The 26,021-nt window shown below is 58.4% G+C and carries 25 protein-coding genes; 15 read left to right on the top strand and 10 right to left on the bottom strand.

Annotated features, from left to right (window positions below):
• Nucleotides 1–6: 6 nt before the first annotated feature.
• Entirely contained in the window at nucleotides 7–783 is a 777-nt protein-coding gene (gene ubiE / locus ACQZ5Y_RS04295; RefSeq protein WP_080799684.1) for a bifunctional demethylmenaquinone methyltransferase/2-methoxy-6-polyprenyl-1,4-benzoquinol methylase UbiE, read from the bottom strand.
• Nucleotides 784–926: 143 nt separating this feature from the next.
• Between ubiE and mutM the strand changes: the two genes are divergently transcribed.
• The 4 genes from mutM to dnaA all read left to right on the top strand — a co-directional run bounded on the left by mutM (nucleotide 927) and on the right by dnaA (nucleotide 5,430).
• Nucleotides 927–1,829, top strand: a complete 903-nt coding sequence (mutM, locus tag ACQZ5Y_RS04290; protein WP_111782858.1) for a bifunctional DNA-formamidopyrimidine glycosylase/DNA-(apurinic or apyrimidinic site) lyase — start codon at nucleotides 927–929, stop codon at nucleotides 1,827–1,829.
• A gap of 31 nt (nucleotides 1,830–1,860) precedes the next feature.
• Nucleotides 1,861–2,634, top strand: a complete 774-nt coding sequence (locus tag ACQZ5Y_RS04285) for an enoyl-CoA hydratase (protein WP_174049148.1) — start codon at nucleotides 1,861–1,863, stop codon at nucleotides 2,632–2,634.
• Between the two features lie 194 nt (nucleotides 2,635–2,828).
• Nucleotides 2,829–3,095 (top strand): 30S ribosomal protein S20, encoded by a 267-nt coding sequence (gene rpsT / locus ACQZ5Y_RS04280; protein WP_003493474.1) that lies wholly within the window; start codon nucleotides 2,829–2,831, stop codon nucleotides 3,093–3,095.
• Nucleotides 3,096–3,966: 871 nt separating this feature from the next.
• On the top strand, nucleotides 3,967–5,430 hold the full coding sequence (dnaA, locus tag ACQZ5Y_RS04275; protein WP_003514748.1) for a chromosomal replication initiator protein DnaA: 1,464 nt from the start codon (nucleotides 3,967–3,969) through the stop codon (nucleotides 5,428–5,430).
• A gap of 73 nt (nucleotides 5,431–5,503) precedes the next feature.
• Here dnaA and hemW read toward each other — a convergent pair whose 3' ends face one another.
• The 3 genes from hemW to rph are packed head-to-tail and all read right to left on the bottom strand — an operon-like array spanning nucleotide 5,504 to nucleotide 8,087.
• Nucleotides 5,504–6,703 (bottom strand): radical SAM family heme chaperone HemW, encoded by a 1,200-nt coding sequence (gene hemW, locus ACQZ5Y_RS04270; RefSeq protein ID WP_174049354.1) that lies wholly within the window; start codon nucleotides 6,701–6,703, stop codon nucleotides 5,504–5,506.
• A gap of 5 nt (nucleotides 6,704–6,708) precedes the next feature.
• Nucleotides 6,709–7,353 carry an RdgB/HAM1 family non-canonical purine NTP pyrophosphatase gene (gene rdgB, locus ACQZ5Y_RS04265; RefSeq protein WP_003514751.1) on the bottom strand — a complete coding sequence of 215 codons (645 nt, stop codon included), beginning with the start codon at nucleotides 7,351–7,353 and terminating at the stop codon, nucleotides 6,709–6,711.
• A 17-nt stretch (nucleotides 7,354–7,370) separates the two neighbouring features.
• Nucleotides 7,371–8,087 carry a ribonuclease PH gene (gene rph / locus ACQZ5Y_RS04260; RefSeq protein WP_003514752.1) on the bottom strand — a complete coding sequence of 239 codons (717 nt, stop codon included), beginning with the start codon at nucleotides 8,085–8,087 and terminating at the stop codon, nucleotides 7,371–7,373.
• 136 nt (nucleotides 8,088–8,223) lie between these two features.
• Here rph and hrcA point away from each other — a divergent pair, with 136 nt between their 5' ends.
• Both hrcA and grpE read left to right on the top strand, forming a co-directional pair.
• Entirely contained in the window at nucleotides 8,224–9,315 is a 1,092-nt protein-coding gene (gene hrcA / locus ACQZ5Y_RS04255; protein WP_003514754.1) for a heat-inducible transcriptional repressor HrcA, read from the top strand.
• Between the two features lie 113 nt (nucleotides 9,316–9,428).
• Nucleotides 9,429–10,064, top strand: coding sequence for a nucleotide exchange factor GrpE (gene grpE / locus ACQZ5Y_RS04250; protein WP_003514756.1), 636 nt, complete (start codon nucleotides 9,429–9,431; stop codon nucleotides 10,062–10,064).
• A 130-nt stretch (nucleotides 10,065–10,194) separates the two neighbouring features.
• Here grpE and ptsN read toward each other — a convergent pair whose 3' ends face one another.
• The 6 genes from ptsN to lptC form a co-directional block, all read right to left on the bottom strand.
• Nucleotides 10,195–10,656 (bottom strand): PTS IIA-like nitrogen regulatory protein PtsN, encoded by a 462-nt coding sequence (gene ptsN / locus ACQZ5Y_RS04245; protein ID WP_003493488.1) that lies wholly within the window; start codon nucleotides 10,654–10,656, stop codon nucleotides 10,195–10,197.
• An 82-nt stretch (nucleotides 10,657–10,738) separates the two neighbouring features.
• Nucleotides 10,739–11,320, bottom strand: a complete 582-nt coding sequence (gene hpf, locus ACQZ5Y_RS04240; protein WP_003514759.1) for a ribosome hibernation-promoting factor, HPF/YfiA family — start codon at nucleotides 11,318–11,320, stop codon at nucleotides 10,739–10,741.
• A gap of 234 nt (nucleotides 11,321–11,554) precedes the next feature.
• Nucleotides 11,555–13,105: an RNA polymerase factor sigma-54 gene (gene rpoN, locus ACQZ5Y_RS04235; protein ID WP_026330653.1), complete on the bottom strand. Its 1,551-nt coding sequence runs from the start codon at nucleotides 13,103–13,105 to the stop codon at nucleotides 11,555–11,557.
• Nucleotides 13,106–13,258: 153 nt separating this feature from the next.
• Entirely contained in the window at nucleotides 13,259–14,068 is an 810-nt protein-coding gene (lptB, locus tag ACQZ5Y_RS04230) for an LPS export ABC transporter ATP-binding protein (protein ID WP_003514762.1), read from the bottom strand.
• 9 nt (nucleotides 14,069–14,077) lie between these two features.
• On the bottom strand, nucleotides 14,078–14,644 hold the full coding sequence (locus tag ACQZ5Y_RS04225; protein WP_003514763.1) for an LptA/OstA family protein: 567 nt from the start codon (nucleotides 14,642–14,644) through the stop codon (nucleotides 14,078–14,080).
• A 13-nt stretch (nucleotides 14,645–14,657) separates the two neighbouring features.
• A complete protein-coding gene (lptC, locus tag ACQZ5Y_RS04220) occupies nucleotides 14,658–15,323 on the bottom strand; it encodes an LPS export ABC transporter periplasmic protein LptC (protein WP_003514764.1) in 666 nt (221 codons plus the stop codon).
• Between the two features lie 249 nt (nucleotides 15,324–15,572).
• On the opposite strand from lptC, the gene sppA reads away from it, so the two are divergent.
• From sppA to mutS, 9 genes are all read left to right on the top strand, one after another.
• Entirely contained in the window at nucleotides 15,573–16,526 is a 954-nt protein-coding gene (gene sppA / locus ACQZ5Y_RS04215; protein WP_013635364.1) for a signal peptide peptidase SppA, read from the top strand.
• A gap of 2 nt (nucleotides 16,527–16,528) precedes the next feature.
• Complete coding sequence (locus ACQZ5Y_RS04210) at nucleotides 16,529–16,855, top strand: integration host factor subunit beta (protein WP_219256707.1); 327 nt, start codon at nucleotides 16,529–16,531, stop codon at nucleotides 16,853–16,855.
• Nucleotides 16,856–16,920: 65 nt separating this feature from the next.
• Nucleotides 16,921–17,262, top strand: coding sequence for a LapA family protein (locus ACQZ5Y_RS04205; RefSeq protein WP_003514766.1), 342 nt, complete (start codon nucleotides 16,921–16,923; stop codon nucleotides 17,260–17,262).
• Between the two features lie 93 nt (nucleotides 17,263–17,355).
• Nucleotides 17,356–18,489, top strand: coding sequence for a class I SAM-dependent methyltransferase (locus tag ACQZ5Y_RS04200; protein WP_174049149.1), 1,134 nt, complete (start codon nucleotides 17,356–17,358; stop codon nucleotides 18,487–18,489).
• Nucleotides 18,486–19,346: a TrmH family RNA methyltransferase gene (locus ACQZ5Y_RS04195; RefSeq protein WP_003514768.1), complete on the top strand. Its 861-nt coding sequence runs from the start codon at nucleotides 18,486–18,488 to the stop codon at nucleotides 19,344–19,346. Before ACQZ5Y_RS04200 ends, ACQZ5Y_RS04195 begins: the two co-directional genes overlap by 4 nt.
• The gene (lspA, locus tag ACQZ5Y_RS04190; protein ID WP_003514769.1) at nucleotides 19,346–19,834 is read left to right on the top strand and encodes a signal peptidase II; all 489 of its coding nucleotides are present in this window, start codon (nucleotides 19,346–19,348) and stop codon (nucleotides 19,832–19,834) included. The genes ACQZ5Y_RS04195 and lspA overlap by 1 nt, the downstream gene beginning before the upstream one ends.
• Nucleotides 19,835–19,889: 55 nt before the next feature.
• On the top strand, nucleotides 19,890–22,121 hold the full coding sequence (locus tag ACQZ5Y_RS04185) for a hybrid sensor histidine kinase/response regulator (protein WP_174049150.1): 2,232 nt from the start codon (nucleotides 19,890–19,892) through the stop codon (nucleotides 22,119–22,121).
• Between the two features lie 96 nt (nucleotides 22,122–22,217).
• Nucleotides 22,218–23,099 (top strand): l-ornithine N(alpha)-acyltransferase, encoded by an 882-nt coding sequence (gene olsB, locus ACQZ5Y_RS04180; protein WP_080799664.1) that lies wholly within the window; start codon nucleotides 22,218–22,220, stop codon nucleotides 23,097–23,099.
• Between the two features lie 190 nt (nucleotides 23,100–23,289).
• On the top strand, nucleotides 23,290–25,941 hold the full coding sequence (gene mutS, locus ACQZ5Y_RS04175) for a DNA mismatch repair protein MutS (RefSeq protein ID WP_236762823.1): 2,652 nt from the start codon (nucleotides 23,290–23,292) through the stop codon (nucleotides 25,939–25,941).
• Nucleotides 25,942–26,021 lie beyond the last annotated feature (80 nt).

Genomic DNA, 26,021 nt, shown 5'->3' with positions numbered 1-26,021 from the left:
ATGGTCTTAAAGCTTCCAGCCGGAATGCAGGGCGGCGATACCGCCGGTGTAATTTGTATAGGTCACGCGCGAAAAGCCGGCGGTACGGATCATCGTCGCGAAATCCTCCTGATTGGGGAATTTGCGGATAGACTCGACCAGATATTGATAGGGCTCGGCATCCCCGGTGATCATCTTGCCGAATTGCGGAATGGCGTTGAACGACCATGCATCATAGACGCGGTCGAGTAGCGGCATTTCCACTTCGGAAAATTCCAGCACCAGCAGTCGCCCGCCACGTTTCAGCACGCGGTAGGCTTCTTTCAGCGCAACGTCGATGCGCGGTACGTTGCGAATGCCGAAGGCGACCGTATAGGCGTCGAAGGTATTCGCCTCGAAGGGCAGCTCCTCGGCATTTGCTTCAACGAAGGTCAGATTGTCGGAGAGCTTTCGTTTTGCCGCGCGCTCCTCGCCAACGGCAAGCATCGAGCCGTTGATATCGAGAACCGTGGCATGCGCCAGACGGTTGGAGGCTTCCACGATGCGGAAGGCGATATCGCCGGTGCCACCAGCTACGTCAAGCACCTTATAAGAGGCGTCCTTGCGCGGTGAAAGCGAGGACACCATAGCGTCCTTCCACAGCCGGTGCAGGCCGGCCGACATCACGTCGTTCATAATGTCGTAGCGCTTGGCCACCTTGTGGAAGACATCGTTGACCAGCCCCTGCTTTTTGCCTTCGTCCACTTTGTGGAAGCCATAGGACGTTTCCATGCCGCCTTGGGCAGTGGTACGGGCGTCGGTCATCGTCTGTCTCCATATTAATTGCATGGCGGACCATAGCGGAAACGCCATGGCGACGCTATCTGTTGCCGCATCGCCTGGGCGCGACATTTCGCGTGCATTGTATAGACCACATGGTCCTAACGATAAACTGCCGGATAAGCCAGATGCCAGAATTGCCAGAAGTCGAAACCGTTAGACGCGGCCTCGCGCCCACCATGGAAGGGGCAAGAATCCGCAAGCTCCATCTTGGCCGTCCCGATCTGCGCTTTCCGTTCCCGGAGGACTTCGCGGGCCTGATCGAGGGCAGGACAATCATATCGCTCGGGCGCAGGGCGAAGTATCTCTTGATAGAGCTGGAAGACGGGCTGACGATCGTTGCCCATCTTGGAATGTCCGGCTCGTTCCGTATCGAGGCGGCGGCAGATGAGGCAGGGAATAGGAACGCGCCCGGCGCGTTTCATTATGCCCGCTCGAAGGACGGCAAGCACGATCATGTCGTCTTTCATCTGGATAAGGGCGAAGAGCGCATCTGCGTCATCTATAATGACCCGCGCCGCTTCGGCTTCATGCATCTGGTGGAGCGCAACAAGCTCGACCTCTACCCCGCTTTTGCGGAGCTGGGACCGGAACCGACCGGCAACGCGCTGAGCGCGGATTATCTCGCGAGCCGGTTCCAGGGTAAAAGCCAGCCGTTAAAAAGCACGCTGCTGGACCAGAAGGTGATTGCGGGCCTCGGCAATATCTATGTCTGTGAGGCGCTGTGGCGTGCCCATCTCTCGCCTTTGCGGGCGGCGGGAACGCTGGTGACCAAAACCGGAGAGCCGAAGCCGCAGCTCATCAACCTCACGGAGAAGATCCGGGACGTGATCGCGGACGCAATCGCCGCCGGTGGCTCTTCCTTGCGCGACCATATACAGACGGACGGAACGCTCGGTTATTTCCAGCATTCCTTTTCAGTCTACGATCAGGAAGGCCAGCCTTGCCGTACACCCGGCTGCGGGGGTACGGTTGAAAGGATAGTGCAGGCCGGTCGTTCGACCTTTTATTGCGCGGCCTGCCAGAAGTAGCTGAGGCGGAATAATGGCGAGGGAGACTGCCGTGGATTATGAAACGATACTGGTCGAGAAACGCGAAGAGGTGGGCGTCATCACGCTAAACCGGCCCAAGGCGCTCAACGCCCTCAATTCGGTGCTTCTGAAGGAGCTGCGGCACATTCTCTCCTCGTTCTCTGCTGACGATTCCATCGGCGCGATCATTATAACGGGGTCGGAAAAGGCATTTGCCGCTGGCGCGGACATCAAGGAAATGCAGGGGCTGGATTTTGTCGATGCCTATGTCGGCGACTTTCTCGGCGGCTGGGACGAGGTCGCATCGACCCGCAAGCCGGTCATTGCCGCAGTCTCCGGCTTTGCGCTGGGCGGCGGGTGTGAGCTGGCAATGATGTGCGATTTCATCATCGCTTCGGACACCGCGAAATTCGGCCAGCCGGAAATCACGCTTGGCGTCATTCCCGGCATGGGCGGCTCGCAGCGGCTGACGCGGGCGGTGGGCAAGGCGAAGGCGATGGATCTGGTTCTGACCGGCCGCATGATGGATGCGGCCGAGGCAGAGCGCGCCGGCCTCGTTTCGCGGATCGTCCCCGCGGCAAATCTCATGGATGAGGCGGTGGATGCCGCCACGCGCATCGCCTCGCTGTCTCGCGCTTCCGTTCTCATGGCCAAGGAAAGCGTCAATCGCTCCTTCGAGGTTCCTCTTTCGGAAGGGCTGAGATATGAAAGGCGATCCTTTCAGTCGCTCTTTGCAACAGCGGATCAGAAGGAGGGCATGGCGGCCTTCGTTGAAAAGCGCAAACCCGCTTTCCGGAATCGCTAAGGATTCGGAATATCGGCGTTTTCCGCCATTTGCGCGTTGACGGGCGTACGCTTTAGCGGTATATGCCCGCCCACGGTTAAGGAAAGCCATCCGGCTTGTCCGAAATTACTCCCGCATTCTTGGGTTAAGTGAGGTCTTCGAACGACCCGATCCTCTGGTTGCGGAATTTGGTTTGAATTCGAAGAGAGGCATACATGGCCAATACAACTTCGGCGAAAAAGGCGACCCGCAAGATCGCTCGCCGTACCGCAGTCAACAAGGCTCGCCGTTCGCGCGTTCGCGGCTTCATCCGCAAGGTCGAGGAAGCTATCGCTTCGGGCGATCTGGCAGTAGCCACCGAAGCTCTGAAGGCAGCTCAGCCTGAGATCCAGCGCGCAGCGACGCGTGGCGTTCTGCATGGCAACACGGCATCCCGTAAGGTGTCGCGTCTTGCCCAGCGCGTTAAGGCTCTTTCCGCCTAATCCGGCTAATCACAATTAACTATTCAAAAAGCCTGGTCTTTTGACCGGGCTTTTTGTGATTCTAACCCTACGTTAATCATTCCTGCCGTAACGTGACAAACGCGTGTCAGATGAGCGACAAGAAAAACTGAATAAAAACAATGGATTGCCGGAGGTCTCCCGAAAAATGGGAAGCTTTCTCTACGGAAGTCGCAGCCAGTTTTGAGTCAAGAAGATTTTTATTTTTTTGCCAAAACGGGCTATCGAAAAATGCCAAAATTGAATCTCATTGATTCATAAGCGATTCTGCTTCGGACCTTGCCGGTGATGCAAAACGACCATTGCGAGTCAATGGTCGATCTGAGTTTTTGCAGAAAAAACGCCATTGATCTCTCCCCACGATCCTGCCTAAATGCATTTCAACAAGGGGTGCGGATCTCAGTCCACAGATTATCTCGATGATCGTATCGACGATATTCACCTTCTTGCTGGCGGGCCTTTCGAGGTCCGTTTTCTCAGGTCATTGAGCTTTTTGTGCCGTTTCGGTCTCGGAACGGGCTGGAGCTTTTTGTCCTTAAGAATGCGCCTTACAGTTGTAGCGAAAGGAGCGTTTTTAGCGTGTCGCAGGCCTCTCCATGAAGGGGAGGGAAATGGGATAACCGGCTCGCAAACAAGTAGTAGTCTTTGACGCTCTTTCGAGGGGAGTGCTGGAGGCGGGAAATAATACGAGGGGGATCTCTGGCGATCGTTTTTTGATCGTCAGGCTATGATTGGCAATTTGAAAGGCGGCAATATGCAATTGAATTTGGCGATGGGTGCGGTGGCCGATGGGGACCGCGCACCACAGGCTCGTGATGCAGCTTGCTCAGAAGCGGCAGGGGATAAATCGGCAATGAAGCACGATGCGCTGTTTGAACGTTTTAGCGCGCGGCTGAAGGCACAGGTTGGTCCCGAGGTCTATGCAAGCTGGTTTGCACGGCTCAAACTCCACACCGTTTCGAAAAGCGTCGTCCGTTTTACCGTTCCGACGACCTTTCTGAAGTCTTGGATCAACAACCGTTATATGGATCTGATCACCAGTCTCGTCCAAAGCGAGGATCCGGACGTGCTGAAGGTGGAAATTCTTGTCCGCTCCGCCAGCCGCCCGGCCCGCCCCGCGCAGGTCGAGGAACGGGTGCAGCCCGTTCAGGACATGGGCGCGGTTGCGCGCAACAAGTCCTTCATTCCGTCGCAGCCGGCGACAGCACCTTCTGCACAGCCTGCGGCGGCGCAGGCGACGCTGCGGCAGGGTAGCTCCGGGCCGCTGTTCGGTTCGCCGCTCGATACACGTTTCACCTTTGACACTTTTGTCGAGGGCTCGTCCAACCGCGTCGCGCTTGCGGCGGCAAAGACGATCGCTGAAGCGGGTGCCGGTGCTGTGCGCTTCAATCCGCTGTTCATTCATGCGGGTGTCGGACTTGGCAAGACACACCTTCTGCAGGCGATTGCCAATGCCGCCATCGACAGCCCGCGCAACCCGCGTGTGGTCTATCTGACGGCCGAATATTTCATGTGGCGTTTTGCGACCGCGATCCGCGACAATGATGCGCTGACGCTGAAGGACACCCTGCGCAATATCGACCTTCTTGTCATCGACGACATGCAGTTCCTGCAGGGCAAGATGATCCAGCACGAATTCTGCCACCTGTTGAACATGCTGCTCGACAGCGCCAAGCAGGTTGTCGTGGCCGCTGACCGCGCGCCGTGGGAGCTGGAATCGCTTGATCCGCGTGTCCGTTCGCGCCTTCAGGGTGGCATGGCTATCGAGATCGAAGGTCCCGATTACGACATGCGCTACGAAATGCTCAACCGTCGCATGGGTTCTGCGCGTCAGGACGATCCGTCTTTCGAGATTTCGGACGAAATCCTGACCCACGTGGCCAAAAGCGTGACGGCGAGCGGACGCGAGCTTGAAGGCGCCTTCAACCAGCTGATGTTCCGGCGCTCTTTCGAGCCGAACCTCTCGGTTGACCGTGTCGATGAGCTGCTGTCGCACCTCGTCGGCAGTGGGGAGGCCAAGCGCGTCCGTATCGAGGATATTCAGCGCATCGTCGCCAGGCATTATAATGTGTCGCGGCAGGAGCTGGTTTCCAACCGTCGCACCCGCGTCATCGTCAAGCCGCGCCAGATCGCCATGTATCTGGCCAAGATGCTGACACCACGCTCATTTCCCGAGATCGGTCGCCGTTTCGGCGGTCGCGACCACACCACGGTTCTTCACGCGGTGCGCAAGATCGAGGATCTGATTTCCGGCGACACCAAGCTCGGCCACGAGGTTGAGCTGCTGAAGCGCCTGATCAACGAAAACAACGCATGAAAAAGCGGCCTTCGGGCCGCTTTTTTATTGGTTTCTCGGTTGTTCATTGGCTCAGGACCAGGCAGGCTGCCGGTCAGCAGGCGAGATCGGCGACCACGGCATCCAGAATAAGCATGCCGGAAGGGGTGCAGCGCAGGCGGGAATTGCCGATTCGTTCCACGAAGCCGTGTTGCAGCAGGAATTCCTCTTTCTCAGGGTCGAGCTCGCGGCCGGAGAGATCGCTCCAGCGAGCAAGATCAATGCCTTCGCGCAGGCGAAGGCCCATCAGCAGCAATTCGTCTGCCTGTTCGTCGACGCCGAGAAGCTCCTGATCGACCATGCCGTGGCCTTCACGCTCTACGGTCTCGAGCCAGGTTTCGGGATGGCGCTCGGTGACGGTGGCGAGCTTGGAGGCGCCATTGGTCAGGCGTCCATGCGCACCGGGTCCAATACCGGCATAATCGCCATAACGCCAGTAGGTCAGGTTATGGCGGCTTTCCGCACCGGGGCGGGCGTGATTGGAAACCTCGTACGCCGGCATGCCGTAACGCTCGGTGATTTCCTGCGTCGCTTCATAAAGCACCGCCGAATGCTCGCCATCCGGTACGATCAGCTTGCCAGCCTTGTGCAGCCCGTAGAACGGCGTGCCTTCCTCGATAGTGAGCTGATAGAGCGACAGATGGTCGACGGCGTAGGAGACGGCTTCCTTCAGCTCAGCGTCCCATTCGGCCACAGTCTGGTTCGGGCGGGCGTAAATCAGATCGAAGGACATGCGCGGAAAAATCTCCCGCGCCAGACGGATGGCTTTAAGCGCATCGGCAACATCATGCAGACGGCCAAGGAACTTCAGGTCCCGGTCGTTCAGCGCCTGGACGCCGAGCGAGACGCGATTGACGCCGGCTGCCCGGTAACCGCGAAACCGCTCCGCCTCGACGCTTGAAGGATTAGCCTCCATGGTGATCTCGATACCATCAGGCACATGCCAGAAGCGCGAAACGCCATCAAGAAGCGCGCCTACGGTCTGCGGGTCCATCAGCGAAGGTGTGCCGCCGCCCATGAAAATGCTGGTAACGACACGCGGACCGCTGAGCGCCCGCATCTTTGCCATTTCGCTGAGGAACGCCGCAGTGAACCGTTCCTGATCCACCGGGCGGTGGCGGACATGGCTGTTGAAATCGCAATAGGGGCATTTGGCCGCACAGAAGGGCCAGTGCAGATAGATCCCGAAACCGGGATCGCCCGTATCCGGCAGAAGCGACGCGCCGGGGGAAGAAAGTTGGTGCTCCCCGGTCATCGGGTTCATGCCTCCAGACAGGTTTCGACGAATTTTTTGAACGCGCGGGCACGATGGGAGAGCGCAAACGCATCGCCGTGCTTCCAGCCGTGTTTTTCGTCTGCGGTCATTTCACCGAATGTGGTGTCGTAACCTTCAGGTTTGAAGATCGGGTCATAGCCGAAACCGCTCGTTCCGCGCGGGGGCCACGCCACCGTGCCTTCCACCTCACCGCGAAAATATTCGACATGCCCGTCCGGCCAGGCAAGGCACAGCACGCTGACGAATCGGCCCGTGCGGTCTTCCGGCTTCGTTGCACCGCGTTCGGCAAGCGCATCCTCGACCTTCTGCATGGCCATGGCGAAGTCGCGCGTACCGTCAGCCGTTTCTGCCCAATTGGCGGTGTAAACGCCCGGCGCGCCATCCAGCGCATCGATGACCAGACCGGAATCGTCAGACAGAGCCGGCAGGCCGGATGCCTTCGCAGACGCAAGCGCCTTGATGGCAGCATTTTCCTCAAAGGTGGTGCCTGTCTCGTCCGGCTCCACGAAGTTCAGCTCCGCAGCCGATTTGGCTGAAAAGCCGAAAGGCCCGATCAGGTCGGCGATTTCGGCGATCTTGCCCTTGTTGTGGCTGGCGACGACGATCGTTCTGGTATCGAGCTTGCGCATGACGTTTTCCTGTCGGCTCAGGCGATTGCCTGTTTCTGAAGGGCGACCAGTTCGCTGCATCCGGCCTTTGCAAGACCGAGCAGCGTCAGGAATTCCTCTTCGGAGAAGGGGGCACCTTCCGCGGTTCCCTGCACCTCGACGATGCCGCCGGAGCCGGTGATGACGAAATTCGCATCGGTCTCGGCGGAGGAATCCTCGAGATAATCGAGATCGATGACCGGCTGTTTTGCAAAGATGCCGCAGGAGATCGCGGCGATATGGTCTTTCAGGACCTTCTCGACCTTGATCATGTTGCGGGTTTCCATCCACTTCAGGCAATCATGCAAGGCGATCCATGCGCCGGTGATGGAAGCCGTGCGCGTGCCGCCATCGGCCTGAATGACGTCGCAGTCGATGCTGATCTGGCGCTCGCCAAGCGCCTGCAGGTCGACCACTGCGCGCAGCGAGCGGCCGATAAGGCGCTGGATTTCCTGCGTGCGTCCGCCCTGCTTGCCGGCCGAGGCCTCGCGCTTCATCCGCTCATGGGTGGAACGCGGCAGCATGCCGTATTCGGCGGTGACCCAGCCCTTGCCGCTGTTGCGCAGCCACGGTGGCGTCTTTTCCTCAAGGCTTGCGGTGACGAGCACATGCGTATCACCGAATTTGACCAGACAGGAACCTTCGGCATGTTTCGAGAAATTGCGCTCGAAGGAAACCTTGCGCATCTGATCGGTTTTTCTGCCTGAAGGCCGCATATGATCCACTCTCCATGTTGGTTCCTGCCTTCTAAGGCGCGCCCCGGGGTTTTGCAAAGCCAATTTCCATTTTGCCGCAGCGGTGCAACGCATTATATTGGTACGGACAGAGTTTTGACGATAAAGAACGGATGATATGGGCTTTTCCGCACCGCTTTCAAAAGATCAGGCATCGTTGCTGGATGAACGGTCGCGGGAGATTTTCCGGCGCATCGTCGAAGGCTATCTCGACACCGGCGAACCCTTGGGGTCGCGCAGCCTGTCGCGGCTGTTGCCGATGTCGCTTTCACCGGCCTCCGTTCGCAACGTCATGAGCGATCTCGAGGAACTGGGTCTCATCTATTCGCCGCATATCAGCGCCGGGCGACTGCCCACCCAGACGGGGCTGCGCTTCTTCGTGGACGCATTCATGCAGGTGGGCGATCTACCCGCCGATGAGAGAGCCAGTATCGACCGCCAGATCGGTCCAGTCGCCGGCCACGAGCAATCGCTGGAAGGGTTGCTGACGGAGGCAAGCCGCATGCTTTCAGGCATGTCGCGCGGTGCCGGCCTGGTGCTGACGGCCAAGAGCGACGTCATTCTCAAGCACGTTGAATTCATCCGGCTGGAGCCCACCAAGGCGCTTGCCGTGCTGGTAGGGGACCACAATCAGGTCGAAAACCGTATCATCGAATTGCCGGTCGGCATTTCGTCATCGCAATTGACAGAGGCGGCAAATTTCATCAATGCCCATCTTTCCGGGCAGACGCTGCAGGAACTGCGGGGCCAGTTTCAGACGCAGCGTGCCGAATTGCAGTCGGAACTCGGCACGCTCGCGCAGGACCTCATTGAACGTGGTCTCGCCATATGGGCGGGCGACAATGAAGAGGGCAAGCTCGGCCGCCTCATCGTCCGCGGACGCTCCAACCTGCTGGAAGGTCTGGCCGGTGAGGAAGATATCGATCGTGTGCGCCTGCTGTTCGACGATCTGGAACGCAAGGAAAACCTCATCGAGATCCTCAACCTTGCAGAAAGTGGCTCAGGCGTCAGGATTTTCATCGGCTCGGAAAACAAGCTCTTCTCGCTGTCAGGCTCGTCACTGATCGTGGCACCTTATCGGGATGAGGAAAATCGCGTTGTGGGTGCCGTCGGCGTCATCGGTCCCACGAGGCTAAATTACGCCCGTATCGTGCCTATGGTGGACTACACTGCACAAATTATGGCCCGCCTTTCCCGAAAGCAGAGATAGGACAAGCCCGCAAGGTTAGAGAATGCGGCAAGCTTTTCGCCGCAAGCCTTGATTTTTGCCCTTCAAACCTCGATATCGGGCGCAACCAACAATATTCAAATCTGGAGAACGTCATGACCGACGATACGAAAAAGCCCGGACCTGACGCGGACGTCGCCGAAGAGTTTGTCGAACCCGCATTTACAGGGGAAGAGACGGCGGAAGCTGCCGAGCCCGATCCGATCGAACTGCTCAGGGCCGAAAATGCCGATCTGCGCGACAAGTTCCTGCGTCTTGCAGCAGAAATGGACAATCTTCGTCGCCGCACCGAACGCGAAGTCAAGGATGCGAAGGCCTATTCTCTCGCCGCTTTCGCGCGCGACATGCTTGCCGTTTCCGACAATCTTCGCCGCGCTCTTGAAGCCATTCCGGACGAACTCAAGACCAATGGCGAAGCCGGTCTCAACGGCCTGATCGAAGGTGTCGAGATGACGGAGCGCTCGATGCTCTCGACGCTGGAGCGCCATGGCGTCAAAAAGATCGATGCGGAAGGCCAGAAATTCGATCCGAATTTCCACCAGGCGATGTTCGAAATTCCGAACACGGCAGTTCCGAACAACACGGTACTGCAGGTGGTTCAGGCCGGTTTCACCATCGGTGACCGGGTGCTGCGCCCCGCCATGGTTGGCGTCTCAAAGGGTGGCCCGAAGGTGGAGACCGCCGCAGCGCCCGAGCCGGGCACCGCCTCCGTCAACGAGAAGGATGCGTGAGGCATTCCCTCATCTAAAGCGCGTCCGGATATAAAAACCGGGACGCGCTTTTGTTTGAAATGCTCCAATAAAAAACGCGCCTCAAGGGCGCGTTTTTTTGTCCATGGAAAGGACCGTCGGCAGCCTTTGATCAGGCAGCGGTCGCCTGCTCCTGATTGAGGAAGGCGTAGATTGCCGTGTCGGAATCGGTGGCACGCAGCTTGGCCACCAGCTCGGGGTCGCGCAAAGCTCGGGCAATTCTCGACAGCGCCTTCAGATGATCCGCGCCGGCGCCTTCGGGTGCAAGCAGCAGGAAGACCAGATCGACCGGCTGGTCATCCAGCGCCTCGAAATCAACAGGTGTTTCAAGACGTGCGAAGACGCCGGTGATCTGATGGATGCTGCTCAGCTTGCCATGCGGAATGGCAATGCCGTGCCCCACACCGGTGGAGCCGAGTTTCTCACGCTGGAGGATGACGTCGAAAACTTCCCGTTCCGAGACTCCGGTAATTCTGGCTGCCTTTGCGGCCAGCTCCTGAAGCAATTGCTTTTTGGAATTCACCTTGAGGGCGGGAATAATCGCATCTTGTTGCAGCAAATCTGCCAACGCCATTCTCTTTTTCCTTCATGCCATCGAGACGATGCAGGAGGCAGATACGCTTTCGCGCTCTGCCTCCCATGTCTTGTCAGACTGTTCAGCTCTTGATCGTTTCCGCGTCGATCCAGCCAATATTGCCGTCATGTCGTCGGTAGACGATGTTGAGATATTCCTTGCCGGGGCTGCGGAACAGCAGAACCGGTTCGTCCGTCATGTCGAGCGCCATCACGGCGCTGGCGACGGACATCGTCTTTATCTGTTTCGAACTTTCCGCAACGATCGTGGGTGCGTAGTCTTCCGGAACCTCGTGGTCCTCATCGGGGACAGCATCCATTACCGTATAGGCGATTTCCGACATCGCGCCGTTCGCCGCAGAACCATTGTGGTGATGGTCCTTCAGCTTCCGTTTGTAGCGACGCAGGCGCTTCTCGATACGCTCGGCGGCGGCATCGAAACTCGCTTGCGGATCATTTGCCTGACCCGCCGCATGCAATACAACGCCCGTATCGAGATGCAGTTTGCAATCGGCTGCAAAACGCGATCCGGACTTCTCTACGGTCACTTGGCCTGAATACCCCCCATCGAAGTATTTGGTAACTGCCAGACCTATATTGTCCTCAATCCGCTGCCGGAAAGATTCGCCGATCTCCATATGTTTACCAGATACACGCACACTCATGGAAAATTTCCTTTTTGTAGTGATTTGCGAGTACCAGCTTACGTCAAGCCGCGCGCGCATCCAAGCGTTTCGAAGGCCTTTAAAAGCCCCCATTCGAATTTTACGCCCATGGACGGTGGAGATGAATCCGTTACAAATGACCTTGCTTACGTGTGCGGCGGGCTTCTAGCCCTTGCCGTAGCAAGAGTCAATGGTGCGGCTGGAAAGCCCTGAAAACGTGACCAGCGCCACCGCTCAGAACGCCGACAGTCTGGCCAGGGCCTTCTTCTCACGCCGTCTCTGAACGGAGGATGGGATGTTCATCGCCTCGCGATATTTGGCCACGGTCCGGCGGGCAAGATCGATACCACTCTTTTTCAGATTATCGACGATATCGTCATCGGAAAGCACTGCGTCGGCGGCCTCCTGCGCGATCATCGCCTTGATGCGGTGACGCACCGCTTCTGCCGAATGGCTGTCACCGCCTTCCACCGAGCTGATGGAAACACTGAAGAAATATTTCAGCTCAAACAGGCCGCGCGGCGTCAGCATGTATTTTTTCGACGTCACCCGGCTGACGGTGGATTCGTGCATCTTGATGGCGTCGGCCACCGTCTTGAGGTTCAGCGGGCGCAGGTGGTCCACGCCATTGACGAGAAAGGCGTCCTGCTGGCGCACGATTTCGGTCGCCACCTTCATGATCGTTCTGGCGCGCTGGTCGAGGCTGCGGGTCAGCCAATGGGCCGTCTGCATGCATTCGGAAAGGAAATCCTGATCCTCTCCCTCACGCGACTTGTGCCTTGAAACCTCTGCGAAATAGGTCTGGTTGATGAGCACGCGCGGCAGGGTCTCGGGGTTGATTTCCACAAGCCAGCCGCCGGCAGAGGAGGGGCGAATGATGATATCAGGAACGATTGTCTCGGAAACGGTCGAATCGTAACCAGCGCCCGGACGCGGATTGAGCGTGCGAATTTCCGCCAGCATGTCGAGAAGGTCTTCCTCATCCACGCCGCAGAGTTTTTTTAGAGAAGCGAAATCCCGTTTCGCCAGAAGCTCCAGATTGTCGATAAAAGCCCGCATTGCCGGATCAAGCCTGTCCTTCTGGGCAAGCTGGATCGCCAGACATTCGCTCAGCGAGCGGGAAAACACGCCGGGAGGATCAAAGCCCTGAAGCGTCTCCAGAATTCGCTCCACTGCCGAAGGCGCCGCCCCCAGCCGTTCAGCGACGTCTTCGACAGCATCTACGGCGATATATCCGGTCTCGTCGAGCTGGCCGATCAGCGCATCGGCGATCATCCTGTCTTCCACAGAGGATATGGCGAGAGGCAATTGCTGATTGAGATGGTCGCTGAGGGTCTGTTTCGCGGCAACGAAGTCGTCGAGATCGTAACTCTCGCCTGACTCCTGCCCGGGCATGGATTTCCACTGCCCCGCCAGTTCGGGTGCGTCGGGCTTTCTGGGTTCGGTATCGTCGGGAAAGACATTTTCGAAGCTGGTGTCGAGCTGTTCGCCGAGATTTGCCGCGCGATCGCCGTACCAGTCGTCGCTGTCGGCCGTTACCGGCGCGGACTTGTCGGACCCTTCGCTGTCGGCATCGCCGAAATTCTCCGCATCAACAGGGCTATCGCTGCTCAAATCCCCGTCGTTTGCCGCAATTTCAAGCAAAGGATTGCGCTCCACCTCCTGCGCGATGAACTGCGTCAGTTCGAAATGCGTCATCTGAAGCAGCTGGATGGACTGCATCAGTTGCGGTGTCATCACGAGAGACTGGTTTTGACGCAGCAAAAGGCTGGCAGATAATGCCATGGCGGACGCGAAACTCCCCTTACAGCTTCTTCGTCGCCACAAATTTCATAAATTTTGCGCAGGCAACGAAACTTGGCCCAAAAATTGCTTTTTTATTATGTTTGGTCAAGCGTCACTGCGGGGCGCGATGAAGAATCTTTCGCGCCCGGGAGCTTAAAGGCTAAAATTATTGCCGAGATAGAGCCGGCGCACATCCGGATTGTTGACGATATCGTCCGCACGGCCATGGGTCAGAACCTCACCGGCATGGATGATATAGGCGCGGTCGATGAGGCCGAGCGTTTCGCGGACATTGTGGTCGGTGATGAGAACGCCGATCCCGCGTGCGGTCAAATGTCTGACAAGGTTCTGAATGTCGCTGACGGAGATCGGATCGACGCCGGCAAAAGGTTCGTCCAGAAGCATGAAGGTCGGATCGGTCGCCAGAGCACGGGCGATTTCCAGACGGCGACGTTCGCCGCCCGACAGCGCGACAGCGGGCGATTTGCGCAGCTGCGCAATGTGGAACTCTTCCAGCAACTCATCGAGCTTGCGGCTGCGCTTGGCGCTGTCAGGTTCGTGCACTTCCAGCACGGCGCGGATGTTTTCCTCGACTGTCAGTCCGCGGAAAATGGAGGCTTCCTGCGGCAGGTAGCCGACACCGAGGCGGGCACGCCTGTACATCGGCATGGTGGTGACGTCGTTGCCGTTGATGGCGATCTTGCCGCTATCGACGGGTACAAGGCCCGTGATCATGTAGAAACAGGTGGTTTTGCCCGCGCCGTTCGGGCCAAGCAGCCCCACGGCTTCACCACGGCGCACGACCAGCGAGACGCCGTTGACGACGCGTCGTGTATTATAGGTCTTCGTCAGACCATGCGCAATCAGGGTTCCGTCATAGCGAGCCTTGTCGGCCTGCGACGCAGCGTCCACAGGTCGGTCGCGCCCACCGCCAAATATTTTTGAGATCGAGGCTATCTTCACGAGGTGAGACTACTGTTTCTTCTGCTGCGATTTCGGATCGAGCATGATCCGGACAGGGCCGCCGCAGCTTTCAAGCTTTGCCTGCCCCGAATTCATCAGAACAGTGAGCTTGCAGCCGGTGAAAACATTCGCGCCCTCGGACAGCACAACCTGCTTGCCGGTCAGAATGAAGGTCTGCGCCGCCATGTCGAATTCGCCGTGATCGGCCGTGGCCTTCTGCGTCTCGGACGTCAGGTAGACGTTATTGTCGACGAAGATTTTTTCGATGTTGGCGTCACCGCTGGTGAGCGAGGAACCTTCACCCTTGTAATTGACCGTCATCTTGCCGGCCTGAAGGGTGGTGGTGCCCTGCACAACTTTCACGTTACCGGTGAAATAGGCCTTGCGCTCCTGGTCCCGAATCTCGAGCTGATCGCTTTCGATAGCGATCGGCTGGTCGCCGGAGAGCTTGACGCCTGTCATGTTGCTGGTGGTGTTCTGAGCGAAAGCCACGGTTGCAAGACAGGAAAAAGCAAAAGCTGCGGCTGTAACGCCTGCGGATTTGCCAAGGGAAACGGGACGGGAAATTTGCATCATCTGGACCGGGCTCTCACTTGCCTTCATTCTTGATATTGGATGCAGCGATACGTGCGCGTACCTGCCCCGAAAATGTAATAGTTTTGCCATTATCCGCGATATCAATCGATTGCGCAACAATGGCGCCGTCGTTTGTTTTGATCGAAACCGGCTCTTTGCTGCTCATTTTTCCAGCCTTCAGATCGACATCCGCAGATTGGAACTTCGCTTGTATGCCATTGCTGAGATTGATGTCAAAAGGGGCGGTCATCTTCAGCGTGTTGGTGGCCCGGTCGAAAATGCCTTCCTTGGCGATCACCTGGGCGACGCTGTCGTTCACAGGCACCGCGGCCAGAACCCTTTCGAGCGTCATGAGGTTGGGGTTGGCGATATCCTGCAACGCACGGTCTGCGTTCATGGAGTAGTCGATCCCCTTCTCGTTGCGGCCCGCAACGGCCGGCTTTTCCATCACGATCTTGCCGTCTTCGATCCTTGCGCTTTCAAGCGAAACCTCTTCGGGCGCCCAGGTGCGAATGAGCGAAACGGCGACGAAGGCAAACGAGATGATCGCCGCACCGAGCGGCAGAATGATTTTCAGCCGCTTCACGCGCGCGGAATGCCTCAGCGCGCGCTCGTAAGCGCCGTTCTGGTCATTGGGCAGCGGAAACGCTGGCGCGGGTTGGCGGAGTCTTTCGAGCATAAGAGTGGGTCCGGAAAACTTCCTGGGCGCCACTTTGGCGCGCAACTGAAGCTTATATGTTTATCTTGATGTCTTTGGCATGAGTGCTGTGTCCTGCCAATATGGTTTTTGTCTGGAAAGGTGCAAGGGAAATGCGAATTTAATCGTAATTCTGGTTTCCTTATTGTTTCCTTGCGGCTTCGCGCTAGAAGAACCATATGGCCATGACGCTTACATTACGCTTCAAATGCCGGAAGGCAGGGGTTTTCGATGGATAATATGGCGATAGCGGATCGCAGACGATTGCGCCGCAAGCTGACTTTCTGGCGGATTGCCGCTGTTTTTCTGTTTGTCGCCGGCATTTTCGGCCTCTACCGGTTTCTATGGGCCACCCCGCAGCAAAGCGAGAGACCCCATATTGCCCGTGTCCAGATCTCCGGGCTGATCCAGGACAATACCGAACTTCTGGAGCGGCTGGACAAGATTGCCAAGAGCGACAATGTCAAAGGGCTGATCGTGTCGATTTCATCGCCCGGTGGCACCACCTATGGCGGCGAGCGCATCTTCAAGGCCATTCGCGGCGTTGCGGAAAAGAAGCCGGTGGTCTCCGATGTCCGCACGCTTGCCGCCTCCGCTGGATATATGATCGCATCTGCAGGTGACGTCATCGTCGCTGGCGAAACCTCGATCACCGGCTCCATCGGCGTGATCTTTCAATATCCCCAGATCGGCCAGCTGATGGATAAGCTCGGCGTCTCGCTGCAGGAAATAAAGTCCTCTCCGATGAAGGCGGAGCCTTCGCCGTTCCATGAGGCGCCCGAAGAGGCGAAGACGATGATCCGTTCCATGGTGATGGACAGCTACGGCTGGTTCGTCGATCTTGTGGCCGATCGCCGCAAATTGCCGCGCGAGGATGTGTTGAAACTGGCGGACGGATCGATTTTCACGGGCAGACAGGCGCTCGCCAACAAGCTGGTCGACACGCTTGGCGGCGAAAAGGAAATTCGCGGCTATTTCGAAACGCGCGGTGTTGCCAAGGATCTGCCGATCGTGGAATGGCGCGCACCGTCTTCCAGTTCGCCTTTTTCGCTTTTCAGTGTTGCGCAAATAGCGAAGCTTCTGGGATATGACGATTTAATACCGTTTGCGGGCTCCGGTCAGCTCGGTGCGGACAAGTTGTTTCTTGACGGTCTTGTTTCCGTTTGGCAGGTTGAGCCGCATTAAAAATCCAATTCTTTCAGGGGGCAACCGTGATCAAGTCTGAACTGGTGCAGATCGTTGCTGCGCGTAACCCGCACCTTTATCACCGTGACGTGGAAAATATCGTCAATGCGGTGCTGGATGAAATCACCGATGCCTTGGCAGCGGGAAATCGTGTCGAGCTTCGTGGTTTCGGCGCATTTTCGGTGAAGAACCGTCCTTCGCGATCCGGTCGGAACCCGCGCACGGGTGAATCGGTTTTCGTCGAGGAAAAATGGGTGCCTTTCTTCAAGACGGGCAAGGAACTGCGTGAGCGCCTGAACCCCGGTATGGGTGACGAAGAGGACGATTGATCGTTCTCACCCGCCGCCTCGGAAACGGAGCCGACGGAATGCATGCCGCGATGGAGTAATGTCGGATGTCGAAAAAAATCATCAACCTCATCATCCTGCTTCCGCTGGCGATTATCCTCGTCATCCTGTGCGTGGCCAATCGTCAGTCCGTGACGCTCGCGCTCAATCCGTTCCGGCCGGAGGATGGTGTACTTTCCTTCACCGCGCCGTTTTTCGTGTTCCTGTTTCTGGCCGTCATTTTCGGTGTGCTTCTGGGATCTTCCGCCACATGGTTTGCGCAGGGCAAGCATCGCAAGCGCGCCCGGATCGAGGCGAAGGAAGCCGTTCGCTGGCATGACGAGGCGAACCGGCACAAAGCGGCAACAGCCGCGCAGCTTCCGAATGCGGGCCAACTCCCGGCAAAGTGATGGTGCCGACATTCGTTGCGGCTCTAGTCGAGCGACGCTTGGAATGCTATTTGCTGGCGCGATAAGACGCGGGCAGAAGCGGAAAGATTTCCATTGAAGAAAAAAGACAGCCGGTCGGGCAATCGCGTGCGTGCCGGGAGCGAGAAAAAACAGGTTCCTGCCGCAAAGCCGGCACGGCGAATGGACGCGGCACCGAAAAAGCGCGAGCCGGACGCGGTGCGCAGCGCGCCCCAATCTGCGCCGAGGGAAAAGATAGCCCCAGTACCGGCCGTTGAGCAGGTGCCTGCGCGGCCCCTCAAGCATCGCACCGGCGAACGTCCCGCAGAACAGGTTCCGGTTATTCTGGAATCGAGTGGCGCGGGTGATTTTCATATCATCGACAGCGGCAATGGCCTGAAGCTTGAACAATACGGCGAATATCGCGTCGTCCGTCCCGAGGCGCAGGCTCTCTGGCAGCCGTCGGTTCCCGACCGCGTATGGCAGAATGCCGACGCCATTTTTACCGGCGACACGGATGAAGACGGCATGGGCCGTTGGCGTTTTCCAAAGGCAGCACTTGGCGAAACCTGGCCCCTGTCGCTGCTCGGCGTCGAATTTCTCGGCCGTTTCACGGCCTTCCGGCATGTCGGCGTCTTCCCGGAGCAGATTGTCCACTGGGAATGGCTGAAAAATGCCGTTGAAACGGCTGACCGGCCGCTGAAAGTCCTGAACCTGTTTGGTTACACCGGCGTCGCTTCTTTGGTCGCCGCTGCCGCAGGCGCTGAAGTAACCCATGTCGACGCCTCCAAGAAAGCGATCGGCTGGGCAAAGGAGAACCAGGCGCTTGCCGGGCTCGAACAGGCGCCGATACGCTGGATTTGCGAAGACGCGATGAAGTTCATCCAGCGCGAGGAGCGTCGCGGCAGCACCTACGACATCATTCTCACCGACCCGCCGAAATTCGGCCGCGGCACCCATGGTGAAATCTGGCAATTGTTCGACCATCTTCCGTTGATGCTCGATATCTGCCGGGAAATCCTGTCGCCCAAAGCGCTCGGTCTGGTGCTGACGGCCTATTCTATCAGGGCCAGCTTCTATTCGATGCATGAATTGATGCGCGAAATCATGCGCGGCGCCGGTGGCGTCGTTGCATCCGGCGAGCTCGTCATTCGCGAGGCCGGGCTTGATGGCAAGACGCCGGGCCGGGTGCTTTCCACATCGCTGTTCAGCCGCTGGGAGCCGAAATGACGAACGACATGCGCGAAAACACGACGCGCCGGGTTGGCCAGGTCAAGGAAGTCACCAGCCTTGCCAATCCCATCATCAAGGATATCAAGGCGCTTACCCAGAAAAAGGGCAGGGAAGAGACCGGCACCTTCATGGCGGAAGGCCTGAAGCTGGTTATCGACGCGCTCGAACTGGGCTGGACCATCCGCACCCTGGTTTACGCCAAGGCGGCCAAGGGCAAGCCGCTGGTGGAGCAGGCGGCCGTAAAGACGGTCGCTTCGGGCGGGCTGGTGCTCGAAGTCAGCGAAAAAGTCATCGCCTCGATCACCCGACGCGACAATCCGCAAATGGTCGTTGGCATCTTTGACCAGAGATGGAAGCCATTGAAGGATATCCGTCCGGAAAAAGGCGAGACCTATATCGCGCTCGATCGGGTGCGTGATCCCGGCAATCTCGGCACCATCATCCGCACGGCGGATGCGGCGGGTGCCTCAGGTGTCATTCTGGTCGGCGATTGCACCGATCCGTTTTCGCTGGAAACGGTGCGTGCGACCATGGGTTCGGTCTTCGCTACGCCCGTTGCCCGCGCCTCGGTTGAGGAATTCCTCTCATGGAAAAAATCAGCCAATGTCAGTGTCGTTGCCACTCATCTTGCCGGGTCGGTGGACTATCGAAAAATCGATTACGCCGGAAAGCCCGTCGTGCTTTTGATGGGCAACGAACAATCCGGCCTGCCGCCTGAACTGGCCGGCAAGGCAGACCAACTGGCGCGCATTCCCCAACAGGGCCGTGCCGATAGTCTCAATCTCGCCATCGCAACCGCTGTCATGCTTTTCGAGGCGCGGCGACATCTCCTCGAACTGGCACCGGTGAAGTAATGGCCAAAGCGGCGTTGTTTTCGAAATTTGGCCCGGCTTTCGCGCTTATCGTTGCTGCCCTTGTGCTGGACCAGGTCGTCAAGCAACTGGTCGAGACCTATCTGCCGTTGCAGGAGATGGTGCCGGTCATTCCGTTCCTGGCGCTTTACCGCACCTATAATCTCGGTGTGGCGTTTTCGATGCTGGCGGACATGCACGGCTGGTTCATCGTCAGCATGCGGCTCGTCATCGTGGTCTTCGTTCTGTGGCTCTGGCGCAAGACGGCGGCGGATCGGACTTTTGCCCATCTTGGCTTCGCCTTCATCATCGCTGGAGCGGCTGGCAATCTTCTCGACCGCTTTTTCTACGGTCACGTCATCGACTACATCCTGTTTCACACCGATACATGGTCGTTCGCGGTCTTCAATCTGGCCGACACTTTCATAACAATCGGTGCCGGTTGCGTCATTCTCGATGAGTTTCTGCACGCCCGGGCGGCTAAAAAGTAAAATTTTAGCGTTTGAGCCAAACATATCAAAACCGCTGCCGTGGTAGCGGTTGTGCATGAGCGAACTGGCACGACTGCGGGAAAAAGTTTCAGATGGCCTCGCCGCCACCCCGGCGCAGCCGGCTGATCGCGTCGACACGACATCTCACCATGGTGGTGCGGGGCGCGGGATAGATGTCAGATCGATCACGCTATACGTTGCCGCGTCATTGTCGGTGGGTGCCTTCTCCGCGGCCTTGATCGCGCTTGCGGTGCCTTATTCGGTCACCGTCGCCTTGGCATCCTTCTTCGGTGCGGTGCTGGTCGGTCTCCTGTCCTACGCCATGTTCGGCAAATCCTTCCAGTATACCGGCAAACTATCTGCAGATGATTTGGATGTACGGCTACGCCAAACTCAAAACCGATCGCTGATTGCCGAGATCCAGGAGGCCATGGGCGATATCATCGTCATCCGCAATATGGATCGGCGCATCGTCGAGGCGAATGCGGTTTTTCGTGAAGTGACGGGCTGCTCGGCCCCCGAAGGGCTGAGCTGTGAGGAAATCGGCATCGCTTTCCGACCAGGCGACAAGGCCCACGCTTATGATGTGGAAATCGCGACCCCGTTCGGTCAGCGCATTTTCTCCTGGCACGATGTCGTCACCCGCGATCTGGCAAGCAGTCGTCTTCTCATCAGCAGCATCGCGAGAGATGTCACCGAGGAGCGGCTGGCACTCGGCGAGCGGGAAAACGCCCGGTTACGCGCGGAAAAGGCCGATGCCGAAAAGGCAAGGCTGCTGGCAACTGTTAGCCACGAGATCCGTCTGCCGCTTTCCGGCATGCTCGGCATGAACCATCTTCTGTCGCAGACGAAGCTCAATGAAGAGCAACGTAATTATCTCGACGGCATGAAGCAGTCCGGTCAGTCGCTGGTACAGTTGGTCGAGGACCTGCTGGATTATTCGACCATGGAGGCGGGCCGTTTCAAACTCAATCCGCGTGCGGAAAACCTGCGCCGGCTGATCGAGAGCATTGTCGAGATGCTGGCGCATCGCGCCCACGAAAAGGGCATCGAAATCACCTCCTTCGTCACGCCGGATGTGCCTGATTATCTGGATTTCGATCCGGCAAGGCTGCGTCAGGTTCTGTTCAACCTACTCGGCAATGCCGTCAAATTCACGCAGGTGGGCGGGGTCGTCATCCGGGCGCGCATGGTTGAAGGCGAATTGCATATCACCGTCGAGGACACCGGCCCCGGCATGAGCCAAGCGGAACAGGCCCGTATCTTTGGCGAATTCGAACAGGCAGGCCCGATGTCGCAACAAAGTGGGGGAACAGGGCTTGGGCTCGCGATTTCCGCCCGCATCGTGCGGGAATTCGGTGGCAGCCTCACGGTCTTCAGCCGCAAGGGTGAGGGCAGCACCTTCAAGCTGGCATTCCGTCCGGGCAGTTCGTCCACCGGCACGCCGGACCCGGACCGGCACCATTGCCTGCAGCATACCAATGTCCTGCTGGTCGCGCCGAGGGGCGTGGCAGCAACGGTGACGATGGAGGCGATCGAGGCTTTCGGCGGTAAATGCGCTCTTATCCACGAACCGGAGGATTTGGAAAGGCTGCACGGTACAGTTGTCGATCTCACCGATATCATTGTCGACAGGCGTATTTCGCCTCTGTTCAGAGACGCGCTAAGGGATTGGCCGCAACAGAATGTCCGTCGCACGTTGCTGGTCAGTCCCGAAGAGCGGGCGTCGACCATGCATGCGTCCTTCGACGCCTGGTTGATCCGGCCGCTGCGCGAAAAGTCCCTGATTGACGTCCTCTGCGGCCGTCTGCGCGGCATAGAACGGCGCGATGCCATCAACGACAACCACCCGGATGTGGGGTTTTCGTCACGGGTGACGGAGGGGGTAAGCGGCATCGATATCCTCGTGGCCGAGGACGACGCCGTCAATGCGCGCATCATCCGGGCCGTTCTGGAAAAAAGCGGTTACATCGTGCGCAGTGTCGACGATTTTCAGGCCCTGCAGCAAGCCGTGGCGCCCGGCACAACCCGCCTGCCGCACCTCATCATATCCGATCTCAATATGCCGGGCGGCGAGGGGCTTGAGGTGCTGCCGGAGCTTCTCGGCACGCTGAAGGGCGGAAGAAATATTCCGCTCATCGTGCTCAGCGGCGATGCGAGCGTTGAAACCGCCGAAATCCTGCTGAATGCCGGTGCGGCCAAGGTTTTGACCAAGCCTGCCGACCCGAGACGACTCGTCGAGGAAATCCGCCGCTTGCTGGAGGCGAAACGCCTGTTTCCATCATGACTTGAGAGACTCGCAATGGCTGCATTTTGTCACTATTCTGTCGTCAATTAGTGATTTATGACAGGAAAAATCTTTTTGGTGGCGGAGCGATTCCCCATGGTTGCCGAAATCTACAGTCACGACATTTGTGAAAACAAAGTTGTTATTCATCCTCGTCCAGACACCGCTCAGGACAATGAGGGGCTTTTCGGCCGTATCGGCTCGCTGGAAACACGGCTCGCAAGAAACGAGCGGGAGATCGACGCGGCGCAGTCCGTGCGTTACCGGGTTTTCGTTGATGAAATGAAGGCGCGCCTTCCCGCAGACGCGATGCGCCGCAAGCGCGACATCGACGCCTGGGACAGTGTCTGCGACCATCTGCTCGTGCTCGACAAGGCGATTGAAGGCGACAGCGAGGACCAGATCGTCGGTACCTACCGTTTGTTACGTCAGGAAACTGCACTCGCGAATAACGGTTTTTATTCCGCAAGCGAATTCGACATCGCCGGGCTGGTAGCGCGCCATCCGGGCAAGCGCTTCATGGAGCTTGGCCGCTCCTGCGTGCTGCCGGAATATCGCACCAAGCGCACGGTTGAGCTTTTGTGGCAGGGCAACTGGGCCTATGCCGTGAAACACCGCATGGATGCCATGATCGGTTGCGCTTCGTTCCCCGGCGTGCAGCCGGAAGCCCACGCGCTTGCTCTGTCCTTCCTGCATCACAATTGCGTTGCAAAGGGCGAGTGGGCGGCTTCCGCTCTTCCCGAGCTTTATCACGAGATGGACCTGGTACCGGTTGAGGCGCTGAACGCCCGCAAGGCGCTGAACGCCATGCCGCCGCTGATCAAGGGCTATATGCGTCTCGGCGCCATGTTCGGCTCCGGCGCCGTGGTGGACCATGCCTTCAACACGACAGATGTTCTCGTGGTCCTGCCGGTTTCCTCTATCGCCGGCCGCTACATCAGCTATTACGGCGGCGAGACCGAGCGCATCAACGGCTGACCGGTTTTAACTCGGATCTAGCGGGATGTTCCTGTGGGCAGCGGTCCCGTGTGTGTTGTCTTGGTGCGTCCATTGCCGCTAGTGTCGGCGCTCCCTTTCCGCAACACGATATGACATCGGCAAGCCATTGACGGACGTTTTGACCACCGCTTCCCTGATCTCGGAAGAGAGCCGCGCTACGGCCACTCCGATGATGGAGCAATATATCGAGATCAAGGCGAACAACCCCGGTTCGCTGCTGTTTTACCGCATGGGCGATTTTTATGAATTGTTCTTTGACGATGCGGTGGAAGCCTCGCGGTCGCTCGGCATCACGCTGACGAAACGCGGCCAGCATATGGGGCAGGATATTCCCATGTGCGGCGTTCCCGTTCACGCCGCCGATGATTATCTCCAGAAGCTCATCCTGCGCGGTTATCGCGTCGCCGTCTGCGAGCAGGTGGAGGACCCGGCCGAGGCGAAGAAGCGCGGATCGAAATCCGTGGTGAAGCGTGATGTGGTGCGGCTTGTCACGCCTGGCACGCTCACCGAAGAAAAGCTGCTGTCGCCGACGGAATCCAACTATCTTATGGCGCTCGCTCGTATTCGCGGCAGTGCGGAGGCACAGTTTGCGCTTGCCTGGATTGATATTTCCACCGGCGTCTTCCGCTTGGCGGAAACCACGCTGACGCGGCTCCTCGCTGATATCTGGCGCATCGATCCGCGCGAGCTGATCGTTGCCGACAGTCTGTTCCATGACGAAGAGTTGCGACCGGTTTTCGATATGCTTGGCCGTGTCGCCGTGCCGCAGCCGGCCATTCTGTTCGACAGCGCTACGGCGGAAGGGCGGATCGCGCGTTACTTCAACGTCTCGACCCTCGATGGTTTCGGCACATTTTCGCGCGTGGAAATGGCCGCTGCCGCTGCCGCGGTTGCCTATGTTGAAAAGACTCAGATTGCCGAGCGCCCGCCGCTTGGTGCGCCCGAACGCGAAAGCGCTGCCTCCACACTGTTCATCGATCCCGCGACGCGCGCCAATCTGGAGTTGGTGAAGACGCTATCGGGCGAAAGGGACGGATCGCTCCTGCATGCCCTCAACCGCACGATCACGGGCGGCGGTGCGCGGCTTCTGGCCGAGCGGCTGATGTCTCCCTTGACCGATCCGGAAAGGGTTAATGCCCGTCTCGATGCGGTCGCCTATCTCATTGATGACGTCTCCCTTTGCGATGGCCTGCGCGATGCCTTGAAACAGGTTGCCGATATGCCGCGCGCGCTCTCCCGTCTTGCGCTGGAGCGCGGTGGCCCGCGCGATCTCGGGGCGATCAGGCAGGGCCTGGCGTCGGCCGAGAGAATTGCCGCCATTCTCGATCAGGGACTATTGCCGCAGGAGCTTGCTGCTGCACTTGCGGATCTGAAGGCTTTGCCGGGCGGGCTGGAAGCTATGCTCGGATCGATGCTGGCCGACGATCTGCCACTTCTGAAACGCGACGGTGGTTTCCTGCGCGAAGGCGCCAATCCAGAACTCGACGACGTGCGCGCATTGCGTGACCAGTCGCGCCGGGTGATCGCCGGGCTGCAGCTGCAATATGCCGAGGAAACCGGCATCAAGTCGCTCAAGATCAAGCATAACAACGTGCTTGGTTATTTCATCGAGGTAACGGCGGGCAACGCCGATGTCATGATGGCGACGGATGAGGCGAAGGCGCGCTTCATTCACCGCCAGACCATGGCCGGCGCCATGCGCTTCACCACCACCGAGCTTGCCGATCTCGAAAGCCGCATCGCCAATGCCGCGGCAGAAGCCCTGACCATGGAGCTGGAAGCCTTCGAGCGCATGGTCGAGGCCGTGGTGCAGCAGGCGGAGGCGATCAAGGCGGGTGCGCTGGCGCTTGCGGTGATCGATGTCGCCTCAAGCCTCGCTTATCTCGCTACCGAACAGGCTTATTGCCGCCCGATCGTTGATGCCTCCATGACCTTTGCGATCACAGGCGGGCGCCATCCGGTGGTTGAACAGGCCCTGCGGCGCCAGTCGGCTGGGCCATTCATCGCCAATAATTGCGATCTGTCGGCTGCTGAGGGCGGCAAAAATGGTGCGATCTGGCTGCTCACCGGCCCGAACATGGGCGGTAAATCGACTTTCTTGCGCCAGAATGCGCTCATCGCCATCCTCGCGCAGATCGGCTCCTTCGTTCCGGCAGAAGCCGCCCATATCGGCATCGTAGACCGGCTATTTTCCCGCGTCGGCGCGTCCGACGATCTGGCGCGTGGCCGCTCGACCTTCATGGTGGAAATGGTGGAAACGGCCGCCATCCTCAATCAGGCGACGGATCGCTCGCTGGTCATTCTGGATGAGATCGGCCGTGGCACGGCAACCTTCGACGGCCTTTCGATCGCCTGGGCGGCGGTCGAGCATCTGCACGAGGTCAATCGTTGCCGTGGCCTCTTCGCCACGCATTTCCACGAACTGACGGTGCTGTCGGAAAAACTTGGTCGCCTTTCCAATGCCACGATGCGGGTGAAGGAATGGGAGGGTGACGTCATCTTCCTGCACGAGGTCGGACCGGGTGCTGCGGATCGTTCCTACGGTATTCAGGTGGCAAGGCTCGCCGGACTTCCGGCATCGGTGGTGGAGCGCGCCCGTGAGGTGCTGACGAAGCTCGAAGATGCCGATCGAAAGAACCCGGCCAGTCAGCTGATCGACGATCTTCCGCTGTTCCAGATCGCGGTTCGCCGTGAGGAAACCCGCAAGGCTGGACCATCGAAGGTGGAAGAAGCTTTGAAAGGGTTCAACCCGGACGAAATGACGCCGCGTGAGGCATTGGACGCGCTCTATGCGTTAAAGAAAGAACTTGGCAAGGCTTAAGAGGATAGACTGCCTGTCCATCGCCTTTGAAACTCGCTATAGGACAATCCCATCGCAAGCGGTGGCTTTCCCACAGGACA

The organism is Agrobacterium sp. A3-95, from assembly GCF_053521785.1.
The sequence above is the reverse complement of the archived record's forward strand: the minus strand, read 5'-3'. Positions and strand labels throughout refer to the sequence as shown.

Coding starts and splice junctions, on each gene's coding strand:
- ubiE (WP_080799684.1), bottom strand. CDS start 783: ATGACCGACGCCCGTACCACTGCCCAAGGCGGCATGGAAACGTCCTAT.
- mutM (WP_111782858.1), top strand. CDS start 927: ATGCCAGAATTGCCAGAAGTCGAAACCGTTAGACGCGGCCTCGCGCCC.
- rpsT (WP_003493474.1), top strand. CDS start 2,829: ATGGCCAATACAACTTCGGCGAAAAAGGCGACCCGCAAGATCGCTCGC.
- dnaA (WP_003514748.1), top strand. CDS start 3,967: ATGAAGCACGATGCGCTGTTTGAACGTTTTAGCGCGCGGCTGAAGGCA.
- hemW (WP_174049354.1), bottom strand. CDS start 6,703: ATGACCGGGGAGCACCAACTTTCTTCCCCCGGCGCGTCGCTTCTGCCG.
- rdgB (WP_003514751.1), bottom strand. CDS start 7,353: ATGCGCAAGCTCGATACCAGAACGATCGTCGTCGCCAGCCACAACAAG.
- rph (WP_003514752.1), bottom strand. CDS start 8,087: ATGCGGCCTTCAGGCAGAAAAACCGATCAGATGCGCAAGGTTTCCTTC.
- hrcA (WP_003514754.1), top strand. CDS start 8,224: ATGGGCTTTTCCGCACCGCTTTCAAAAGATCAGGCATCGTTGCTGGAT.
- grpE (WP_003514756.1), top strand. CDS start 9,429: ATGACCGACGATACGAAAAAGCCCGGACCTGACGCGGACGTCGCCGAA.
- ptsN (WP_003493488.1), bottom strand. CDS start 10,656: ATGGCGTTGGCAGATTTGCTGCAACAAGATGCGATTATTCCCGCCCTC.
- hpf (WP_003514759.1), bottom strand. CDS start 11,320: ATGAGTGTGCGTGTATCTGGTAAACATATGGAGATCGGCGAATCTTTC.
- rpoN (WP_026330653.1), bottom strand. CDS start 13,105: ATGGCATTATCTGCCAGCCTTTTGCTGCGTCAAAACCAGTCTCTCGTG.
- ACQZ5Y_RS04225 (WP_003514763.1), bottom strand. CDS start 14,644: ATGATGCAAATTTCCCGTCCCGTTTCCCTTGGCAAATCCGCAGGCGTT.
- lptC (WP_003514764.1), bottom strand. CDS start 15,323: ATGCTCGAAAGACTCCGCCAACCCGCGCCAGCGTTTCCGCTGCCCAAT.
- sppA (WP_013635364.1), top strand. CDS start 15,573: ATGGATAATATGGCGATAGCGGATCGCAGACGATTGCGCCGCAAGCTG.
- ACQZ5Y_RS04205 (WP_003514766.1), top strand. CDS start 16,921: ATGTCGAAAAAAATCATCAACCTCATCATCCTGCTTCCGCTGGCGATT.
- ACQZ5Y_RS04195 (WP_003514768.1), top strand. CDS start 18,486: ATGACGAACGACATGCGCGAAAACACGACGCGCCGGGTTGGCCAGGTC.
- lspA (WP_003514769.1), top strand. CDS start 19,346: ATGGCCAAAGCGGCGTTGTTTTCGAAATTTGGCCCGGCTTTCGCGCTT.
- ACQZ5Y_RS04185 (WP_174049150.1), top strand. CDS start 19,890: ATGAGCGAACTGGCACGACTGCGGGAAAAAGTTTCAGATGGCCTCGCC.
- olsB (WP_080799664.1), top strand. CDS start 22,218: ATGGTTGCCGAAATCTACAGTCACGACATTTGTGAAAACAAAGTTGTT.
- mutS (WP_236762823.1), top strand. CDS start 23,290: ATGATGGAGCAATATATCGAGATCAAGGCGAACAACCCCGGTTCGCTG.